Source organism: Bradyrhizobium sp. ARR65, assembly GCF_000472385.1.
Classification (GTDB): Bacteria; Pseudomonadota; Alphaproteobacteria; order Rhizobiales; family Xanthobacteraceae; genus Bradyrhizobium.
In genome coordinates this window covers 50,864-63,258 of sequence record NZ_AWZU01000004.1, presented here as the reverse complement: position 1 = coordinate 63,258, position 12,395 = coordinate 50,864, and the positions used below count along the sequence as shown (strand labels likewise).

Genomic DNA, 12,395 nt, shown 5'->3' with positions numbered 1-12,395 from the left:
GTGAATACGAATACAGCATTGGTCTCTCGCAAGCGCATATCGGCGCGGGTTGCGCGCGTGCACATACACGATTTCTAGGATTTGTAAACAACGAGCTGCGCGAGGGACAAAGAGCAATGGCCTTGGTCACGCCATGGTCGAGCGAGCTGCATTACGCTCAGGCTCGCCCTGCGGGCGCCCCGGATTGACGGGTCGCGCTATTGCACCCTGTGCGTTGTTCTCACTCGATCCGCGCCAGTACCGCGAGCTTCCTAATGCCCTTGCTACGATAGGCGTCGAGGAAGGCGTAGTAATCCCTGAACGAGACGCAGCCGTTGGAGTCGCCGTTCGGGCCGAGCATGTAGGTGTGGGCGAGAAGGCCTTCACGCCCGTAGATCGCGCCCTCGCCGCCGAGCGGTGTCAACCGCAGCGCTGGCACGCCATGAAACAGCGCTTCGCGCGGCTTCAACGAATAGATGTGCGGCGGCGTCACGCCACGCATGCGGACCGGCGCAGAGCTCGGATCGTCGAGCCGGGAGCCGAGGCCGGAATGCGCTTCCAACCGGCTCCCGTCAGGCAGGTAAACGGTGTGCGCCGAGATATCGTAGACCGCGGTGTCGCGATCATAGGGCGGCGAGCCGCCATGCATCGGGTTCTGTTCGCGGCTGATCGAGGCGGTCACGCCGGCATCGGCCGACGCATAGGCGAGCAGCGAGCCCTGCGACGGCTGCTTGCCCCACAGCTTCTCGACCATGCTCGACCGGCCGCCGGAGGTGATCGACATCATCGTCGCCTTGGCGCGTTCGGCCATGTCCCGCAATGACACACCGCTGGCCTTTGCCGGCTTTGCCTCTACCGCAGACGGCGCCGGCGGTGGCGGCACGTTCATTGCGACCTGCTTTGGCGCCTGTTTCGGTGCGATCTCCTTTGCCTTCGCGGCTTCGGCGAGCTTCGGCCCGTTGACCGGCTTTGACGTTTCAGCGACTTGCGATGACGGCGGTGCTGCCTCCGCCGCGCGCGAGGCGATGCTCGTCGGCGCGGAGGCCGCAAAGCGATCGTTGAACTGGTCCGGCGTGATCGCGGCCACGGTCGCCGATGTCGCGCGCTGCGCCAGCGTGGGCAGCGACGCAAACGCCTCGCTGATCGCCTGCGCGGCGCTGCGTCCCGCGACGTGCTCGCTGGGTTTCGCGGCGATAGGCTCGTCATAACCCGCGCTGCCCAGCGTCGGATAAACGCTTGCGGAGATGATGTTGCTGTAGACGGTCCAGCCGCAGCCGAGCACGAGACAAGCGATCGCAGCGCCGCCCAGCAGGTTCTGGGAGACGGCTTTCCCCGACGATTTCTTGCGGTTCTGCCCCGCCAGCGCAACTCTACTCAACGCTACTCTACTCTTGCTGACCCACCCAGCGCCGGGAACCATCCACCTTCGTTCGCTCGATACCGTGCGGATCGGCTCTCCGGCGGCACAGCATCTCGCATCGGCGCAAAGCGTCATTAAGGCGACTTTTAGTTAAATGCGGATTAATCAGGAGGGAGCCCCATAACTGCAGGAAGTGCCTGCCACGCATGGCTTTTTTAAGATCAGATTTGGACAGAACCAGAACGTGACGCACCGAAAAGGTCCTCACGTGAGACAGCTTGCGTCCGTCGCGCATGGAGCTGGAGAGCAGGCGGCAAATGGTAACGCGCGCTCGTAGATGCGTCCTGCGTGGATCGCGCGGACTACGCGCCTGCGCTTACGGCGACAGCTCCGGCGGCGGCGAGCGGTCGAGCACGTCGCCCTTCGGGTTGCGCAAGAGATCGAGCGCATAGGTCTCGATCACCAGCGGTCCGCGCTTGCGCGGCAATTCGGCGACGCGTTGGATGCTGCCGAACCGGTCTTTCAGGTACGGCGGCTGCATCGGCCGCACTTCGTCGACATAGAGCAAGGGACCGGCGAGCTTGGCCGCATCCGGCTCCGGCATGTTGACCCAACGGATGCGCTGGATCGGCTGCACGATGCAGGTGCCCGGCGGCAAGTAGAAGGTGAGCCAGCCCGTCGTGCCGTAGTCCGGCACCAGGATGCAGGTCGCGCCGACACGGGCGCGAACCGCTTCGATCTCGCCTGCCAGGTCGCGCCAGCCGACGCCGACGCTGCGCACCGTGGCATCGCGCCGGTAGCCGCTCAAAATGCCGGTGTTGGCCTGCACGATCAGCAGCGCGAACATGGTGATGCCGACCGGCGCGGCCCACCGCAGGCAGACATCGGCGAGCCGCCGCCGCCACCCCTCCCAGCTTGCCAGATGCGCGGCCATCGCGGCCGCGATGACAAAGGCGGGATAGACCGGCGCGAACCAGTTGGCCTCGACGCGAGCGTGCAGCGAATGCCAGACGAAGTAGAGCGTGATCGTCCAGAACATGCAATTCACCAGCGCGCGCGCCGGCGAAGTGCCCGCCTTGCGCCAGATCAGCGCATCCAGCCCCATCACGCCAAGGATGAAGACGAGCGGCGTTGCGAACGCGAACTGGGTTGGAACCAGTTCGGCGATATAGCCGGGACGGAAATCCTCGATGCGCGCGCGCCCCGTCATCTGCTTGATGAAGGAGACCCACTGGTGATCCGCGTTCCACAGGATCACGGGCGCAAAGAAGAGAAGCGCGACGAGTCCGCCCAGATAGGGCCAGGGCGTGAACAGCCAGTGCCGCTGCTTCGGAACGATCAAGAGCCAGATCAGGACGGCCGGGCCGAAGAACAGTGCCGTATATTTCGACAGCAGTGCCGTGCCCACTGCCGCGCCGACCGCGAGCCACCAGACGCCGCGCGCGCTCTCCAAGAGCTTGGCCAGGAAGAACAATACAAAGCTCGAGGCAACCAGGAGCGGCGCATCCGGTGTGACGATCATGGTGCCCACCGACACGATCAGCGTGGCATTGAGCAGCAGCGCCGCGGTCGCCGCGATCCGCACACCGCCGAACAGGATCGACGCGGTGCGGTAGATGGCATAGCTCATCGGCAGCGCCAGCAGCACCGAGACCAGCCGGACGCCGAATTCGGTGTCGCCCGCGATCATCGTGCCGGCGCGGATGACCAGCGCCACCATCGGCGGATGGTCATAGTAGCCACCGGCCAGGTGCTTGGACCACAGCCAGTAATAGGCCTCATCGAAAGTGATCGGCGTCCAGGCCGCGGCCACCAGCCGCAATGCCGTGAGCGCGAGGATCGTGACAGCCGTATTGCGGACGAGCTGCCGATCGTCGGGATTCATCGCTTGCGCCAGACAAACAGTCCGGACATTGCGTAATTCCAGACCACGCCCATTAACGCCCCCGCGGCACCGGCGAGCCACCAGATCGGCTCCTGGTCATAAACCGAGAACGCCACGCCGACATTGGCGAACAGGCCGACGCTGCAGACGAGGTAGAACGCGATCAGGCCGCGGAGGATGGCAAAGCCCTTCAGCCGCTGGTCGCGATAGGTCAGAAAATTGTTCAAAATGAAATTGGAGGTCATCGCCACAAACGCGCCGGAGGCCTGGGCTTCCGCAAATGGCAGCTCGAAAACCCTCAACGCAATGAACAACGTACCGAGATGCACGAACAGGCCGGTGCCGCCGACCATCGCGAACAGAAGGAAGCGCAACGACACCGCATCGTTGGTCAGTTTGGCAAGCACCAGCCCGAGGAAATCCAGCGCCACCATGGAATCGAGCTTGCTCTCGCCGTGCAGCCGCGAGCCGAACCTGTAGGGGATCTCGACCGCTTTTAGCTTGCCATGCGCAGTTGCGACGATGTCGAGCAGAATCTTGAAACCTTGCGTGGAGAGTTGCGGCGCGAGCTGCTCGAAGCGGTCGCGGCGGATCATGAAAAAGCCGCTCATGGGATCGGCGATCGCCACGCCCAGCACCCGCTTTGCCACTTCGGTTGCGAATGCGCTGGCGCTGGCACGCTGCTTGTTGAAACTGTCGGCGCTCCCCCCCTCAATATACCGGCTGCCGACCACCAGTTCCGCAGCTCCGCTCTGCAACAACGAGAGCATCTTCGGGAGCTGCGTCTCGTCATGCTGCAGATCGGCATCCATCACCGCGGCATAGGGCGCACAGGAGGCCAAAATCCCCTCGATGCAGGCTCCGGAGAGGCCGCGCCGCCCGATCCGGCGAATGCAGCGCACTCTTCCATCGCGGCGCGCGAGCTCCCGCACCACGTCCCAGGTGCCGTCAGGCGAATTGTCGTCGACATAAACGACCTCCCAGGCAATGCCCTTCAGCGTCGCCTGCAGCTTCTCGAACAGCTTGATGACGTTATCGCGCTCGTTGAAGGTGGGGACGACGACGGAAAGAACCGGCAGGCCCGCGACGACGGCCGGCGAGCTTTCGGTGGTCGGTCTGAGGATTTCGTTCATGCGGGGGAAGCGTATATCTGCCGCATCAGGTGATGCCAAGCCGGATCGCCCCGGGAAAACCGCCGTGACCTGCGCAAAAGCCGTGGAGAAAACGCCACGACCACGAATAACAGGCGCGCGTACATCCGGCGCTGCCTCGCTATTTCGTGGTCGCCCGGCGACGGAGCCCGTGGGTTCAGAGCGTCAACGTCGCCGTTGACCACCAAATAGGAACCCTGACTGCGTTCCGCAAGAGTGCCCCGCTAATTCGGAACCTCCCGGACCACTGGTCCCCGCGGAGGTGGCGCCGCAGGAGCCGGCTCTGCCGGTTGCGCGACCGGTGCGGGTTTGGGCGGTTTGCCGAATTGACCGATCGGCCCATAATAGACCGCAGCAGCCAGCGCAACGATCGCGACGATCGTGCCCAACAGGCCCGCGAATGATTGAGAAGTCATACTCACCTTCCCCCTGGCGCCAGCCGATTGATAGCACGGAACGGCGCCCTATCAACTGCTAGTTGGCTGTCCCTTTGCGATGGACAAAGGCTGTCACAACATCCTTTTGCGCAAGCTCAATGGCGCGATTTGCGGTGCTGAGATTGGAGTCCGACTCCGCACCTGGGAACTGCAGGCTCAGGTAATCCAAAAGCCTCACCCGAAAATTCTGCCGTTCGGAGGGACAGGCACTCGCGACGTCGGCGGTGAAATCTGCCGCGGACATGCCTTTGACGTCGAGGCGGGAATATTCGCGCGCCAGGCAATGCCAATAGGAGTCCCGCCCCTGCAGCGCCAGCTTGTGCGCGTCCTCCACCTCGTCCGCAAGCGCCTGCGAGGCGGCCAGCGTTAGCGCGACAGCCAACATCATCCGCATCTTCTTCTCCTTGTTCACGGCATCTTAGCTTGAACTTCGCAGGCCGTTAAGCGCATGACGGTTTGAACCGCCGCGCGGAATAGGCGGCCGGAAGCGGTGTTCCATGGAAAGGATCAACGGAAATGTCGTTCTTGATCAGAAATGCGGTGATGGGCGCTGTGCTGCTCGCGGCCGGATTCTCGGGTGAGGCCCGCGCGCAGGCTGTGGTCGAGGATCCCGGCTATTGCGCCCAGTACTATCCGAACGCCAACTGCCAGAATTACGGCCCCGGCAACCCGCTCTACCCAGGCAGCTATGGGCCGGCTGGCCCCCCGGGCGCTTACGCGGCGCCAATGCCGGACCGGCCCTATTATCCGCATCGGCATCACCCCCGCCACCATCGTTGAAGCAGCACAAGCGGTTGCGAAAGGGCGGCTTTTCGCGAACTGGTCAATGCCGGTCAATTTGAATAGTCTTTCCGGCAAGCATTCCCGCCTTTCGGAAATGAGACTCGCGTGGCCAAATCCTCAACCGCTGCAAAAAAATCGGGTCAAATCTATATCGGCGTCGGTGGCTGGACCTTCGCCCCCTGGCGGGGCGTCTTCTATCCGGAAAAATGGCCTCAGGCGAAGGAGCTCGAATACGCCGCCTCGAAACTGACCTCGATCGAGATCAACGGCACCTATTACGGCTCGCAGAAGCCGGAGAGCTTTCGCAAATGGGCACGCGAGGTGCCTGACGGCTTTGTGTTCTCGGTGAAGGGCCCGCGCTTTGCCACCAACCGCCGCGTGCTGGCGGAAGCCGGCGATTCCATCAAGCACTTTTATAACACCGGCGTGCTGGAGCTCGGGGACCGCCTGGGTCCCGTGCTCTGGCAATTCGCGCCGACCAAGAAATTCGATGAGGCGGATTTCGGCAAGTTTCTGGAATTGTTGCCGCGCGAAATGAATGGCCGCACGCTGCGCCATGTCGTCGAAGTGCGTCATGACAGTTTCCGCGCGCCGGCTTTCATCGCGCTGTTGCGGCAATTCGGCATCCCCGTGGTATTCGCCGAGCACGCCACCTATCCAGGGATTGCCGACGTGGTCGGCGACTTCGTCTATGCGCGGCTGCAGAAGGGCAACGACGAGTTGAAGACCTGCTATCCGCCGAAACAGCTTGATGCCTGGGCCAAGCGCCTGCAGCTTTGGGCTGCCGGCGGCGAACCGGACGATTTGCCGCGCGTTGACTCGGGCAAGCCCGAGAAGAAGCCGCGCGACGTGTTCGCTTACGTCATCCACGAAGGCAAGGTGCGCGCGCCGGCCGGCGCGATGGAGCTGATCGAACGCGTGAAGTGAAAGCATTCATGGCCAAAGCGACAAAACTCTTCACGATCGGCTATGAGCAGACGCCGCAAAAGGCGGTGCTGGATGAGCTGCAACACGCCGGCGTCAAGCTTCTGGTCGATGTCCGCGCGGTGACCTCCTCCCGCCGTCCCGGTTTTTCCAAGAACCAGCTCGCCGCCGGGCTCGACGAGCGCGGCATCGCCTATATTCATCTCAAGGCATTGGGTACGCCGAAAGAGGGCCGGCAAGCTGCGCGCAGCGGCAATTACCCGGAGCTGGAGAAGATCTATTCCGCGCATCTGAAGAAGCCGGAGGCGCGGCACGAATTGGAGGAGCTGTCAGCCTTGGTGAAGAAGGCAGGCCCGGTGTGCCTGCTCTGCTACGAGCGCGACCACCGCCATTGCCACCGGCAGATGATCGCGGAAATCATCGAGGAGCGCGAGGGGGTCAGAACAGAGAATTTGGCGCCGCCATTGGTCTGACCCCCCGTCATTCGGCTTCGACGAGGCGAACCCGGAATCTCGAGATTTCCGGATTCGATGCCAGTGCATCGCCCGGAATGACCGAGCAGTTAGCGGCTATCCCCTTCCAACCACAGCGTCCCCTGCATCATCGGCGCGCAGCGGCCGCCGACATGGACGGAGACGATCTTGCCGTTCTCCCTGATCACACGCGTCAACAACAGGCTCGGCCGTCCCAAATCAAAGCCTTGCCCGATCGTCAGCCGCAACTCGCCGTCCTGCTTTGCGTCGAGTTCAGCGAGCAGCGCCGCAGCGGCCGCGGTGGCGCTGCCGGTCGCGGGATCTTCGGAGAGGCCGCTCGCGCCGGGATGAAACATCCGCGCCTGCAGCTCGCATGGCTGCTCGCTTGCAGGCACATCGCGCGTGTAGAAGTAGATCGCATCGCTGTTGTCGAGCGGAAACGTGCGCGCGAACGCATCAGCATTGGGCCTCGCGCGCCGCAACGCCTCCCGCGAGACAAGCTCCACGGCGAGGAACGGCAGGCCGACAGAAATGATGTGCGGCCCGTGCCGATCGGTCTTGATCTCGCCAGGCGAGAGCGAAAGGCAGGCGGCCGCCTGCTCGACGCTCACCTCTGAAAGCCGCTTCAGCGGTTGCGGCGCTGTCAATTCAGCGCCGATGACCCTGCCCTGCTCCTGCAGGATTTCGACCGGCACCAGCCCGGCTTTCTCCTCGAACTGCAACCGGGGCGGCGTTTGCGCCGCTTGCGAGGCCAGTACGAATGCTGTGCCGACATTGGGATGGCCCGCGAACGGAATCTCCGATCGCACGGTGAATATCCGCACCTCCGCGTCATGCCCAGCTTCGCGCGGCGGCAGCACGAAGGTGGTCTCGGAATAGTTGAACTCGGCCGCAATGGCCTGCATCTGCGCGGTCGAAAGACCCTGCGGATCGAGCACCACGGCCAGCGGATTGCCGCCGAACGCGCGATCGGTGAAGACGTCGACAGTGATGTAGCGCCGCTGCATGCTGCCCTCATTGATATCGCCGGAGTCATTGGCAAGCAGCAATACCATGACCCTAGCGCGCCCTAGAAGCGAAACAATGCTCTCGGTGCAATCAGCACGTCGGCGCGCTCGCGCTCGTCGGTCACGAGCTCATTCAGGAATCGCCGATTCTTCCCGTAGCTCTCCGATGCCTCAAACTGGGTGTGCGGCCAGTCGCTGCCCCACAGCAGTCGGTCGGGGCCGAAACTCGCACGCAGCAACGGATAAGCCTGCTTGGCAAATGCTTGGCCCTGCGGTCCGTTGCGATAGGGTGCGGAAATCTTCACCCAAACCCGGCCTGAGGCGCCGAGCTTCAGGACATCCTGGAACGCCGGATCGTCCACGCCGAGCTTGGGATCAGGTAGCGCATAATGATCCAGCACGACATTGACGCCGGCGTCGAGAAGCTTTGGCGTCAGGCTCGCGAGATCAGAGGCGTTGCGCTGTACCTCGACCTGCCAGTTTGCGGATTTCACGAGGGCCAGCAGCGCCTTCCATTCGGATGCCGAGAAATCGGGCAGCGGTTGTCCAACCAGATTGAGACGGATGCCGACAACGCCGGCCTTCTCCAGCGCGATGATCTCCTGCGAGGAGACCGAAGAATCGACCACGGCGATGCCGCGCAGCCTGCCCTGCGCCTGCTTCAAACATTCGAGCAGATAGGAATTGTCGGTGCCGAGAAAGCTCGGCTGCACCAGCACCCCGTTGGTCATGCTGTTCGCGTCGAGCTGTTGCAGGTAAAGTTCAAGCGGCGCGTCGTAGTCGGGCGCATAGCGCCGGCCAGCAGCCAGCTTCAGACCGCGATGAAAGACGTGAGCATGCGTATCGATAGCCAATTGCGGTGTCTTCACCTCGCCCAAAACCCTCGTTCCTGATCCGACCAACGACACCAATGCGGCACCGGCGGCGCAAAATCTACGTCGCGTGAGGCCACGCTCCGACACTCTCATCTGTTCCTCCAGATTTCTTGTGAATTAAGCGCGCGTGGCCACAGCTTCTTTTTCAAACGCTTTTCCGCGCGTCTCCGGCAGCATTAAGACCGCGAGCAATACAAGCGAATAGGCAAAGGCGGCGTCGATGCCGATTGCGGGGCCAAGCCCGATCCGATCGGCGAGAAAGCCAACCAGGAACGGAAACGCAGCGGAGACGACGCGCCCGAAATTGTAGCAGAAGCCGACACCGGTGCCGCGCACGCCGGCCGGATAGAGCTCGCTGAACAGCGCGGCCATGCTGGCGGGAATGCCTGCCGAGAAGAAGCCGAGCGGAAAACCGAGCACGAGCATTTCCGCGTTCGACAGTGGCGCGAAGATATAGGCGAGCACGGTCGCGATACACGCGGCCGCGAAAAAGGTGACATTGGCGCGCCGTCCGAACCGGTCGCTCAAGATGCCGCTGACGACGCAGCCGCAGAAGAAGGCGAAGATGATCACGGCAAGATAGGCGCTGGAGCCGAGCACGGAGAGATGCCGAACTTCGCGCAAGTAAGTCGGCAGGAAGGTCGTCAATGCCGCGTAGCCACCATGGGCGCCAATGCCGAACAAACCGCCGATCAAGGTCGAACGCAGCACATCTGCGTGAAAAATGCCCGACAGAGTCGCCAACAGCGCGGGCCGCGCCTCAGTCTTGTCGAGCCGCGCCGGCTCCTTCAGCCCGCGGCGAATGAACAGGATCAACAGCGCCGGCAGGAGCCCCAGCGCGAACAGAATGCGCCAGCCGATCTCAGCCGGCGCATAGGTGAAGACAAGCGCGGAAAGGACAACCGCGGCACCCCAACCGACGGCCCAGGCGCTCTGCACTGCGCCCAATGCCTTGCCGCGATGTTCGGGACGAATGATCTCGGCCATCAGCACCGCGCCGCAGGCCCATTCCGCGCCGAACCCCAGTCCCTGGATCGCCTTGAGGAACACAAGCTGGCCGTAGCTCATCGCGAAGGCCGAGGCGAAGGTCGCAAGCGCAAAGGTCGCGATCGTGATCTGCAGCGCCTTCACCCGCCCGAAACGATCGCCCAGCGCGCCGCCGACCCAGCCGCCGATCGCGCCGAAGAACAACGTGATCGAGCCCAGCAGTCCCGCTTCCGCCTTGCTGATGCCGAACGACGCGATCAGGGCGGGGATCGCGAGCGAGAACATCTGCACATCGAGCGCATCCAGCGCCCAGCCGCCAAAACTCGCCCAGAACGTGCGCCGCTCCAGCAGCGTAGTCTCGCTGTACCAGTTGGCCATTTGTTTCCTCTCTGCCGTGTTGTTGTCGTTGTGAGCGCTTGAACTCAGCGGATTTCGACGTGATAGCGAAACCGCTTCGCGGGGCCGCGCGAGCGGCGCCATTCGATCGGCCTGCGTTCGAGATCGAAGGCGAGCCGCTCGATGACGATCAGGGGCGCACCCTTCTCCAGATGCAGGAGCTGCGCCTGCATGTCGGTCGCGATTTCGACGCTTAAGTTCTCGTCGGCGGAGACCACCACCTGGTCACAGCGCTCTTCATAAAGCGGGTAGAGCAGATCGCCGAAATCCTCAGGCGCAATGTCGAGTACCGCTTCGAAGCGCGATTTCTCCAGCCAGATTTCTTCCGCAAGCAACGGTTCGCCATCGATCAGCCGCAGGCGCGACAGGCTGATCACGGGCTCGCCGCTCGCAATCCGCAAGGCGGACGCCACCGCGGACGGCGCGGCGACGACGTCGCGCCGCAGGATGCGGCTTTGCGGAATGCGGCGCTCACCGCTTTCGGACTGGAAACGGAAGAAGCGAAACAGCGAGGAATTGAAGCGGGCGCGACGGACGAAGGTGCCTCGGCCCTGCTGACGCTCCAGGACGCCATCGGCGACGAGCTGATCGATCGCCTTGCGGACGGTGCCGATGGCGACACCGTGCTGGGCGGCAAGCTCAGCCTCCGACGGGATCGAATCGCCCGGACGCAGTTCCCGGCGGTTGATCCGACTCGCGAGGTCGTCCCGCAGTCTCTGATAACGGGGGAGGCGCTGGTCGAGCATGCTCATATAGTCATATAGATGACTATATGAAAGCGCGTCAAGACTACGACTGCGAGTGGGCCAGCCCGCCCTACCCCAATTGCCAGACGGTCATGGGTTGCTCGTAGCCGCGGATCGGCACCTCGCCCAAGGGGACGGCGTCCCCGCAGTCCGCGCCCAGCGCCTCGCGCACCGCGGCGGAAATCAGAAGCTGGGAGCCGAAATCCTTGTTCAGTGCCTCCAGGCGCGAGGCGAAATTCACGGTATCACCAATCACGGTATATTCCTTGCGTCGCGGCGAGCCGATATTGCCGGCGACCACCTCGCCGAAATGGATGCCGATGCCGATCCGGAGCTTCCAGTCGGAGCCGGCATTGATGCGCTCCATCGCAACCAGCATGTCGCGGGCCGCGGCGACGGCCCGGTGCGCGGCATCGGCCGCATCGAGCGGCGCGCCGAACAGCGCCAGAAATCCGTCGCCCAAAAACTTGTTCACGATGCCGCCATGGCGATCGAGAACGTCCACCAGCACGGCAAAGGCGCCGTCCAGGCGATCGACCACTTCCTGCGGCGAGCGTGAGCGGGCAGACGCGGTAAAGCTGCGGAAATCGACGAACATCACGGCAACCCGGCGGATATCGCTTTGAGTGCTCGCGCCCTCTGCCATCAGGCGTTCGACCACTTGCGGCGAAACATGCTGGCCGAACAAATCGGTGATGCGATCGCGCGCGGTTGCCGCGCGAATGCTCGCGGCAAAACTGCGCCTGAGCTGCAGCCCGACGGCCCCGGCGAGCACGCCGAGAATCAGAACGAGTATGCTGCGAGCTCCATGATAGTAGAGATCCGGAACGGGATCGGACGCGACGGGCGGATGAAAGAACACCGCGACACAGAACATCTCGACCGCCGCGACAAGTCCGGTAAACGCCGAAAGCCAGAAATCCAGCCGCAGCGTCGAGAGCACGATGAAGATGCAATAGGCGAGCGGCCCGACGAAGCCGAGCGCCTTGATCGTGCCCATGTTCTGGATGTGCAGCATCAGCGCAACGGTCGGCATGGAGGTTTCGATCAGCGCGCCGAGATAGCGTCGATAGATCGGCAGATCGCGATCCTTGTTCATGTGCCGCCGGATCGCGGTGTAGACCCACAGTTCGAACAGGATGAACGGCAGCAGAATTTCATAGATGTAAATCGGCCGCATTCCGCCCCGCCAGAGACGCTCGATTGCGGCCTCCTCGAAGTAATAGGTGGTCCCGATCACAACCACGAGAATCGCGGCGGTGATGATCAGCGCCTTGACGCGGAGCAGCTCGGACGCCATCACCTCGCGCATCAGCGCGTGCTCGAAATCGGCTGAGACCGATGATCCACTCCTTGTGCGTCGCCATAAGTCAGCTAATGCGCCCATGAGAT

The 12,395-nt window shown here is 63.1% G+C and carries 13 protein-coding genes; 3 read left to right on the top strand and 10 right to left on the bottom strand.

Annotation, left to right across the window (positions count from 1 at the left end):
* Window positions 1-220: 220 nt before the first annotated feature.
* The 5 genes from F758_RS0106625 to F758_RS0106605 all read right to left on the bottom strand — a co-directional run bounded on the left by F758_RS0106625 (window position 221) and on the right by F758_RS0106605 (window position 5,206).
* Window positions 221-1,357, bottom strand: a complete 1,137-nt coding sequence (locus F758_RS0106625; RefSeq protein ID WP_024507125.1) for a DUF2778 domain-containing protein — start codon at window positions 1,355-1,357, stop codon at window positions 221-223.
* A gap of 358 nt (window positions 1,358-1,715) precedes the next feature.
* Window positions 1,716-3,224, bottom strand: a complete 1,509-nt coding sequence (locus F758_RS0106620; protein ID WP_024507124.1) for a glycosyltransferase family 39 protein — start codon at window positions 3,222-3,224, stop codon at window positions 1,716-1,718.
* Complete coding sequence (locus F758_RS0106615) at window positions 3,221-4,357, bottom strand: glycosyltransferase (RefSeq protein ID WP_024507123.1); 1,137 nt, start codon at window positions 4,355-4,357, stop codon at window positions 3,221-3,223. Before F758_RS0106615 ends, F758_RS0106620 begins: the two co-directional genes overlap by 4 nt.
* Window positions 4,358-4,599: 242 nt before the next feature.
* A complete protein-coding gene (locus F758_RS0106610) occupies window positions 4,600-4,791 on the bottom strand; it encodes a hypothetical protein (RefSeq protein WP_024507122.1) in 192 nt (63 codons plus the stop codon).
* A 58-nt stretch (window positions 4,792-4,849) separates the two neighbouring features.
* Complete coding sequence (locus F758_RS0106605) at window positions 4,850-5,206, bottom strand: hypothetical protein (protein WP_024507121.1); 357 nt, start codon at window positions 5,204-5,206, stop codon at window positions 4,850-4,852.
* A gap of 122 nt (window positions 5,207-5,328) precedes the next feature.
* On the opposite strand from F758_RS0106605, the gene F758_RS0106600 reads away from it, so the two are divergent.
* The 3 genes from F758_RS0106600 to F758_RS0106590 all read left to right on the top strand — a co-directional run bounded on the left by F758_RS0106600 (window position 5,329) and on the right by F758_RS0106590 (window position 6,992).
* Window positions 5,329-5,592: a hypothetical protein gene (locus tag F758_RS0106600; RefSeq protein ID WP_024507120.1), complete on the top strand. Its 264-nt coding sequence runs from the start codon at window positions 5,329-5,331 to the stop codon at window positions 5,590-5,592.
* A 108-nt stretch (window positions 5,593-5,700) separates the two neighbouring features.
* Window positions 5,701-6,522, top strand: coding sequence for a DUF72 domain-containing protein (locus F758_RS0106595; RefSeq protein ID WP_024507119.1), 822 nt, complete (start codon window positions 5,701-5,703; stop codon window positions 6,520-6,522).
* 8 nt (window positions 6,523-6,530) lie between these two features.
* Window positions 6,531-6,992 carry a DUF488 domain-containing protein gene (locus F758_RS0106590; protein ID WP_024507118.1) on the top strand — a complete coding sequence of 154 codons (462 nt, stop codon included), beginning with the start codon at window positions 6,531-6,533 and terminating at the stop codon, window positions 6,990-6,992.
* Between the two features lie 89 nt (window positions 6,993-7,081).
* Here the strand turns inward: F758_RS0106590 and F758_RS0106585 are convergent, their stop codons facing one another.
* From F758_RS0106585 to F758_RS0106565, 5 genes are all read right to left on the bottom strand, one after another.
* Window positions 7,082-7,999 (bottom strand): PhzF family phenazine biosynthesis protein, encoded by a 918-nt coding sequence (locus tag F758_RS0106585; RefSeq protein ID WP_024507117.1) that lies wholly within the window; start codon window positions 7,997-7,999, stop codon window positions 7,082-7,084.
* A gap of 62 nt (window positions 8,000-8,061) precedes the next feature.
* Window positions 8,062-8,967: an amidohydrolase family protein gene (locus tag F758_RS0106580; RefSeq protein ID WP_024507116.1), complete on the bottom strand. Its 906-nt coding sequence runs from the start codon at window positions 8,965-8,967 to the stop codon at window positions 8,062-8,064.
* A gap of 24 nt (window positions 8,968-8,991) precedes the next feature.
* Entirely contained in the window at window positions 8,992-10,239 is a 1,248-nt protein-coding gene (locus F758_RS0106575) for an MFS transporter (protein ID WP_024507115.1), read from the bottom strand.
* Window positions 10,240-10,283: 44 nt separating this feature from the next.
* Entirely contained in the window at window positions 10,284-11,009 is a 726-nt protein-coding gene (locus F758_RS0106570) for a GntR family transcriptional regulator (protein ID WP_024507114.1), read from the bottom strand.
* A gap of 64 nt (window positions 11,010-11,073) precedes the next feature.
* Window positions 11,074-12,315, bottom strand: coding sequence for an adenylate/guanylate cyclase domain-containing protein (locus tag F758_RS0106565; protein ID WP_502689125.1), 1,242 nt, complete (start codon window positions 12,313-12,315; stop codon window positions 11,074-11,076).
* Window positions 12,316-12,395: the final 80 nt, after the last annotated feature.

Bases quoted from the DNA above. Each gene is read 5' to 3' on its own strand.
- F758_RS0106620 (WP_024507124.1), bottom strand. From the start codon at position 3,224: ATGAATCCCGACGATCGGCAGCTCGTCCGCAATACGGCTGTCACGATC.
- F758_RS0106615 (WP_024507123.1), bottom strand. From the start codon at position 4,357: ATGAACGAAATCCTCAGACCGACCACCGAAAGCTCGCCGGCCGTCGTC.
- F758_RS0106610 (WP_024507122.1), bottom strand. From the start codon at position 4,791: ATGACTTCTCAATCATTCGCGGGCCTGTTGGGCACGATCGTCGCGATC.
- F758_RS0106605 (WP_024507121.1), bottom strand. From the start codon at position 5,206: ATGCGGATGATGTTGGCTGTCGCGCTAACGCTGGCCGCCTCGCAGGCG.
- F758_RS0106600 (WP_024507120.1), top strand. From the start codon at position 5,329: ATGTCGTTCTTGATCAGAAATGCGGTGATGGGCGCTGTGCTGCTCGCG.
- F758_RS0106590 (WP_024507118.1), top strand. From the start codon at position 6,531: ATGGCCAAAGCGACAAAACTCTTCACGATCGGCTATGAGCAGACGCCG.
- F758_RS0106585 (WP_024507117.1), bottom strand. From the start codon at position 7,999: ATGCAGCGGCGCTACATCACTGTCGACGTCTTCACCGATCGCGCGTTC.
- F758_RS0106580 (WP_024507116.1), bottom strand. From the start codon at position 8,967: ATGAGAGTGTCGGAGCGTGGCCTCACGCGACGTAGATTTTGCGCCGCC.
- F758_RS0106575 (WP_024507115.1), bottom strand. From the start codon at position 10,239: ATGGCCAACTGGTACAGCGAGACTACGCTGCTGGAGCGGCGCACGTTC.
- F758_RS0106570 (WP_024507114.1), bottom strand. From the start codon at position 11,009: ATGAGCATGCTCGACCAGCGCCTCCCCCGTTATCAGAGACTGCGGGAC.
- F758_RS0106565 (WP_502689125.1), bottom strand. From the start codon at position 12,315: ATGCGCGAGGTGATGGCGTCCGAGCTGCTCCGCGTCAAGGCGCTGATC.